Origin of the sequence: Streptomyces lusitanus (assembly GCF_042647945.1) — a bacterium.
GTDB lineage: Bacteria > Actinomycetota > Actinomycetes > Streptomycetales > Streptomycetaceae > Streptomyces > Streptomyces pseudogriseolus.
This window is the reverse complement of sequence record NZ_JBHRWL010000028.1, coordinates 21,294-27,518: the sequence shown is the minus strand read 5'-3', so window position 1 is coordinate 27,518 and position 6,225 is coordinate 21,294. Positions and strand designations below refer to the sequence as shown.

Sequence of the window (6,225 nt, the reverse complement as noted above, 5' to 3'; positions counted from 1 at the left end):
CAGCTCCCGCAGCGGATGCCTGGCCAGCACCGCGTCCACCTCCGGCGTCAGCGCCGCCGCCAGCCGGGTGGCACAGGGCAGGGTGTCGTCGCGCAGCGTCTCGGCCGCCGCGAGGATCACGTCCTGTCCGGCGTCGCGCGGCACCCCGGCCGCGGCGCGCGCGAACAGGTCGGCGCCCTCCTCCAGGACCAGCCCGGTGTCGATGCCGGCCGGGACCTTGACGGTGGCGACGTTCCGCCAGGTCGTCACGGGATCGCCCCAGGCCTCGACGCGGTAGGTCCAGTGGCCGGGCGCGTCCGCGGCCACCTCCGCGCCCCACCGGTCCGTGCCGGGGGCCAGTTCCCGCATCGGTGTGAACGGGCCCGGACGTCCCTCCGGGTCCTTGAGCACCACATTGGCGGCCACCGCGTCGTGTCCCTCCCGGAACACGGTCGCCGTCACCTCGAACGCCTCGCCGACGACGGCCTTCGCCGGCCGCCTGCCGTGGTCGACGCACGGCCGGACGTCCCGTACCGGGACACGACCGATGGTCGGGGTCGTCTTCATGGGCCTGTGCACCTCCGCCGCTCGCGATGCCCGGGCAGGCGCCCGGGCGTGGGACCACATGGAGGCGGGAAGGTCATTGCCTTCCCGCCGGAGAGCGCCGCTCGACGGCGGGCGGGCCCCGTCGGACCGTGGCGGCCGGACGGGGCCGGTCGTTCTGTTCCTGCAGATAGGTGACGAGCGTGGTGCGCAGATACCTTTCGGCGGCGTCGGCCGCCTCCCGCGCGCAGCGCTTCCCCATGAGCACGCAGAGGGTGTAGCCGGAGTCCTCGAAGGTCGCCCGCACCGTGTGGTCGGCGGGGGCGGCCAGCATCACGCGTTCCCAGGCCCGGTAGCGACGCAACTGCCGGGCAACTTCGGCTTTTGCGGGTAGCAGCATGCGCCGTTCACCTTTCCGGGGCTCGATGGGTGCGCGTTGTCCCGACGGTCGGGCGGAGCCGTGCGCACCGGTGCACGGACCCGTAACGGCGATCGAGGTCTTCACTCATGGTGCACGGACAGTGACCCAACGTCTTGTTGGAATTTCAACCATCGCTCCGCGGTGAGCGCGCAGGTCACAGGGTTCCGGAGCGCTCAGATGCGGTCCCCTGTGTCTCACCCGTGCGCTCGTGTTGCACGAATGGACCAACCCCCTCAGTCTGAAGGTGACTCAGAAGCGACACCCGCTCACGTTCCGTGTCCGGGGGCCCGTCCGCCGGGCGGGAGGAGCGCGAGCTTCGCGGTGAGGAGCCACGACGATGAAGACCGCAGTGCCCTGCTACTACCACCTCGACGTGGAAGTCAGCCCGGAGAGGGTGGGACAGGTCAGCCGGATACTGGCCGCTCACCTCCGGTTCTGGGACCTGGAGAACCTCATGGAGCCCGTCTGCGGCGGCACCGAGATGCTGCTCCGCGCCATCGACGAGCACGCCACCGACAAGAACACCTCCATCGAGATGTGGTGGAACGGGCAGCACCTGATCACGGCCATCGCGGACAACGACCGCGCCCTGCGCCCCGACCAGGAGCTGCGCGGCTGCCTCGAGCACCTCGCCGCCAGCAGCGACGGCTGGGGCTGCTGCGCCACCGAGACCGGCAGCAAGGTCATCTGGTTCTCGCAGCGCGCCCGGGCCGGCGAACGCGTGCCCCTCGTCCCCACCACGCCCGACCCGCGCGAGAGCGAGGGCCTGGACCTGCCCCGTGAGGTGAGCGTCTCCACGGTCACCGCCCGGGTCCGAACGCCCGGCGGCCTCCTGGAGGAGGTCCGGTGACCCGGCGACACAACCGGAAAGGGGCGCCCGCCTGGAGCGGGCGCCCCTACCCGCTGGGTGCCTCCTACGACGGCGAGGGCACCAACTTCGCGCTGTTCAGCGAGGTCGCCGAACGCGTCGACCTGGTCCTGGCCGACGACGACGGCCGGCTCCGCACCGTGCGGCTCACCGAGGTCGACGGCTTCGTCTGGCACGGCTACCTCCCCGGCGTCGGACCCGGGCAGCGCTACGGCTACCGCGTGCACGGCCCCTGGGCCCCGGCCGCCGGCCACCGCTGCAACCCGGCGAAGCTGCTGCTCGACCCGTACGCCACGGCGGTCGACGGCCAGATCGACAACCACCCCTCGCTGTACGAGCGGAACCCGCAGGGGCCCGACCCGGCGGACAGCGCCGGCCACACCATGCTCGGCGTGGTGACCGACCCCGCCTTCGACTGGGGCGACGACAAGCGCCCCTGCCGCCCCTACTCCGACACCGTGATCTACGAGACCCACGTCAAGGGGCTGACCCGCACCCACCCCGACGTCCCGCCCGAACTGCGCGGCACCTACGCGGGTCTTGCGCACCCCTCGGTGATCGAGCACCTCACCTCGCTCGGCGTCACCGCGGTGGAGCTGATGCCGGTGCACCAGTTCGTCCAGGACGGCGTGCTCCAGGGCCGCGGCCTGGCCAACTACTGGGGCTACAACACCATCGGCTTCTTCGCCCCGCACAACGCCTACTCCGCCCACGGCACCCGCGGCCAGCAGGTCACGGAGTTCAAGGAGATGGTGAAGGCGCTGCACGCGGCCGGGCTCGAGGTGATCCTCGACGTCGTCTACAACCACACCGCCGAGGGCAACGAGAAGGGCCCCACCCTCTCCTTCCGGGGCATCGACAACTCCTCGTACTACCGCCTGGTGGACGGCGACTGGCGCCACTACTACGACACCACCGGCACCGGCAACAGCCTGCTGATGCGCCACCCGTACGTGCTCCAGCTCATCATGGACTCGCTGCGGTACTGGGTCACCGAGATGCATGTCGACGGCTTCCGCTTCGACCTCGCGGCCACGCTGGCGCGGCAGTTCCACGAGGTGGACCGGCTGTCGGCGTTCTTCGACCTGATCCAGCAGGACCCGGTGATCAGCCGCGTCAAGCTCATCGCGGAACCCTGGGACGTCGGCGAAGGCGGCTACCAGGTCGGCAACTTCCCGCCCCTGTGGTCGGAGTGGAACGGCAAGTACCGGGACGCCGTACGGGACTTCTGGCGCGGCGAGGACCACACCCTCGGCGAGTTCGCCTCCCGGCTCACCGGCTCCTCCGACCTGTACGCCCACCACCGGCGCCGGCCCCGCGCCAGCGTCAACTTCGTCACCGCGCACGACGGTTTCACCCTGCGCGACCTGGTCTCGTACAACGACAAGCACAACGAGGCCAACGGCGAGGACAACCAGGACGGCGAGAGCGACAACCGGTCCTGGAACTGCGGCGCGGAGGGCCCGACCCGCGACCCGGCCGTGCGGGAACTGCGCGCCCGGCAGCAGCGCAACTTCCTGGCCACGCTGCTGCTGTCGCAGGGCATCCCGATGCTCTCCCACGGCGACGAGCTGGGCCGTACCCAGGGCGGCAACAACAACGCCTACTGCCAGGACAACGAGATCAGCTGGATCGACTGGGAGCTCGGCGACGAGCAGCAGGCTTTGCTCGGCTTCGCCCGCCGGCTGATCGCCCTGCGCCGGGACCACCCGGTGCTGCGCCGGCGCCGGTTCTTCCGGGGCGAGACCCCGCGGAACGCCGACCAGCCGCTGCCCGACCTGGTGTGGCTGGCGCCGGACGCGCGGGAGATGAGCGACGACGACTGGATGCGCTCCGACGCGCACTCGGTCGGCGTGTTCCTCAACGGCGACGCCATCGCCGAACCGGACCCGCGCGGCCGGCCCGTCGTCGACGACTCGTTCCTGCTGCTGCTCAACAGCCACTGGGAACCGGTCGGCTTCCGGCTGCCGGACGCCGCCTACGGCGAGCGGTGGACGGCGCTGATCGACACCGCCGACCCGGACGGCACCCCCGACGAGGCGGAGCGCAAGGCGGGCACCCGGCTGACCGTGGACGCCCGCAGCCTGGTGCTGCTGTCCCGCCCGTCCCGCACCTCGCGGTGACCGGGCGGCCCCGGGGAGGCGTCAGTGCTCGCGACGCGAGGTGACCGTGAAACGGGCGCCCTCGTTGTCGCGCAGCACCGCCTCCTCGGGGTCCAGGGTCAGCACGGTGCCCCCGTGCTCCTCGGCGGCGCGGGCGCAGGCCGCCACGTCCTCCACGGTGAAGTGGACCTGCCAGTGCGGCCGGATCCGCGGGTCGGGCGCCGACCCCAGCGCCCCCGAGGTGATGCGCGCGACCACGTCACCGTCGCTGCGCAGCACCACCTCCTCGCCCTCGTAGTGCACCTCGCAGCCGCCGGGCCGGCCGGACGCCCAGTCGAAGACCTCGCCGTAGAAGATCGCCGCGTCGAAGGCGTCCCGGGTGTGCAGTCGCACGAACGCCAGCTGCGCCCGGCGCCAGGTGGGCCAGTCGGAGAACAGCTCGCCCTCCCACACGCCGAACGTCGCCCCGTCCCGGTCCGCGAGCAGCGCCGCGCGCCCGGGCGGCAGCGAGATCGGGCCCACCGCGGCGGTCCCCCCGCGCTCCTGCACCCGCGCCGCCGCCTCGTCGGCGCTGCGCACCGCGAAGTACGGCGTCCACGCCACGGCCATCTGCCACATGCCGGCGACCGCGGCGATGCCCGCCACCGGCCGGCCGGCCGCGAGCGCGACCCGGAACTGGTCGCCCAGCCGCATCGGACGCCACTCCCAGCCCAGGACGGCGGTGTAGAACTCCTCGGTGGTCTTCAGATCCCGGCTGGTCAGACTCACCCAGCAGGGCGCCCCGTACACGGCGTGCGTCGACACGACGCCCGTCGAGCCGGCGGAGGAGGTCATGTCGTGATTCATAGCGGTCGCGTCCTGATCTTCGTCGGCCCGGCAGCCACCCGGATGGCACCAGTGTCCGCGCGGCACATGCCCGGGCGCCTGCCGAGTACCCCGGCGGCGGCCCCGAAACGGTGACCCCGGTCACCCGCGGGCCACCCCGGTGGCAGGGGGCGGTCCGAGTGGCGACCATGGAGGGATCGGACACTGGGTGAAGGCACTCAAGCACTTGGCGCAGGCGCCGGGAGAGCGCCACACCGGAACCGGAGGTGACCATGCCCACGGACGGGGGCGCGGACCGGATCCTCCAGCTGGAGGAGGAAGTCCAGCAGCTGAAGGACGCGGTCGTCTCGCACGCGGTGGTCGACCAGGCCATCGGAATGATCGTCGCGCTCGGGCGGGTCTCGCCCGACCAGGGCTGGACGGTGCTGAAGGAGGTGTCCCAGCGGACCAACATCAAGCTCCGCAGCATCGCCGACATGATCCTCGTCTGGGGCCGCACGGGCGCCCTGCCCGCCGAGGTCCGCACGGTCCTCGAGGAGACCCTCGACCGTCTCGGCCCCACCCGCCTCCCGGACGTCCCCCCGGAGCCCTGAGCGCTCAGCAGGCGTCGGCCGACGCCAGTTCCTCACGCACCTGGGCGAAGCAGCTGCTCAGCAGCCGGGAGACGTGCATCTGGGAGATGCCCAGCTGGTCGGCGATGCCGCTCTGCGTCATCCCCCTGAAGAAGCGCAGGTAGAGGATGAGCCGCTCCCGCTCCGGCAGCGCCTCCAGACACGGCCGCACCGCCACCCGGTCCACGACGGCGTCGTACGCCGGGTCGGGGCCGCCGATCGAGTCGCCCAGGGCGTACCCGTCGGTGCCCGGCATCTCCGCCTCCAGCGAGAGCGCGGAGAAGCACTCCAGGGCCTCCATGCCGGTGCGCACCTCGTCCTCCGTCAGCCGGGTGTGCGCGGCGATCTCGGCGACCGTGGGCGCCCGCCCCGGCGTGGTCTGCGACAGTTCCTTGGCCGCGGTGCGCACCCGGTTGCGCAGGTCCTGCACCCGGCGCGGCACGTGCAGGGTCCACATGTGGTCGCGGAAGTGGCGCTTGATCTCACCGGTCACGGTCGGCACCGCGTACGCCTCGAAGGCGTTCCCGCGGGCCGGGTCGTAGTGGTCGACGGCCTTCACCAGTCCCAGGGCCGCCACCTGGTACAGATCCTCCAGGGCCTCTCCGCGCCCCCGGAACCGCACGGCGATGCGCTCGGCCATCGGCAGCCACGCCGTGACCAGCTCGTCGCGCAGCCTCCGGCGCTCCGGCCCGTCGGGCAGACCGGCCAGACGCTCGAAGGCACGGGCCGTCTCGGGGGCGTCGTCGTGGGAGTGGGGCTTCCTGGGACTCGCGGTACGCATCACGCGCGCACCTCCCTGAGCGGGTGCCGGATGGACAGAACACGGACGTGCCTCCTGTCCGAAGCACTGAGAATTCCTTTCCCGGTGCGCCGCGA

Annotated in this window: 7 protein-coding genes; 3 read left to right on the top strand and 4 right to left on the bottom strand. The window is 72.1% G+C overall.

Translation table 11 applies throughout. The features are described from left to right. Both ACFOSY_RS30480 and ACFOSY_RS30475 read right to left on the bottom strand, forming a co-directional pair. The coding region (locus ACFOSY_RS30480; protein WP_394313131.1) for a maltotransferase domain-containing protein at positions 1-546 on the bottom strand (546 nt) is incomplete at its 3' end. Between the two features lie 73 nt (positions 547-619). Continuing rightward, on the bottom strand, positions 620-922 hold the full coding sequence (locus tag ACFOSY_RS30475) for a DUF5133 domain-containing protein (protein WP_033277739.1): 303 nt from the start codon (positions 920-922) through the stop codon (positions 620-622). A gap of 358 nt (positions 923-1,280) precedes the next feature. Between ACFOSY_RS30475 and ACFOSY_RS30470 the strand changes: the two genes are divergently transcribed. Both ACFOSY_RS30470 and glgX read left to right on the top strand, forming a co-directional pair. Continuing rightward, positions 1,281-1,793: a pep a2 gene (locus ACFOSY_RS30470; protein ID WP_369154567.1), complete on the top strand. Its 513-nt coding sequence runs from the start codon at positions 1,281-1,283 to the stop codon at positions 1,791-1,793. Further along, positions 1,790-3,934 carry a glycogen debranching protein GlgX gene (gene glgX / locus ACFOSY_RS30465; protein WP_394313130.1) on the top strand — a complete coding sequence of 715 codons (2,145 nt, stop codon included), beginning with the start codon at positions 1,790-1,792 and terminating at the stop codon, positions 3,932-3,934. Before ACFOSY_RS30470 ends, glgX begins: the two co-directional genes overlap by 4 nt. Positions 3,935-3,955: 21 nt before the next feature. Here glgX and ACFOSY_RS30460 read toward each other — a convergent pair whose 3' ends face one another. Then, positions 3,956-4,759: a VOC family protein gene (locus ACFOSY_RS30460; RefSeq protein WP_394313129.1), complete on the bottom strand. Its 804-nt coding sequence runs from the start codon at positions 4,757-4,759 to the stop codon at positions 3,956-3,958. 251 nt (positions 4,760-5,010) lie between these two features. On the opposite strand from ACFOSY_RS30460, the gene ACFOSY_RS30455 reads away from it, so the two are divergent. Continuing rightward, a complete protein-coding gene (locus tag ACFOSY_RS30455) occupies positions 5,011-5,331 on the top strand; it encodes an ANTAR domain-containing protein (RefSeq protein WP_442740480.1) in 321 nt (106 codons plus the stop codon). 4 nt (positions 5,332-5,335) lie between these two features. Here the strand turns inward: ACFOSY_RS30455 and ACFOSY_RS30450 are convergent, their stop codons facing one another. Beyond that, positions 5,336-6,130 carry an RNA polymerase sigma factor SigF gene (locus tag ACFOSY_RS30450; RefSeq protein ID WP_394313128.1) on the bottom strand — a complete coding sequence of 265 codons (795 nt, stop codon included), beginning with the start codon at positions 6,128-6,130 and terminating at the stop codon, positions 5,336-5,338. Between the last annotated feature and the right edge of the window lie 95 nt (positions 6,131-6,225).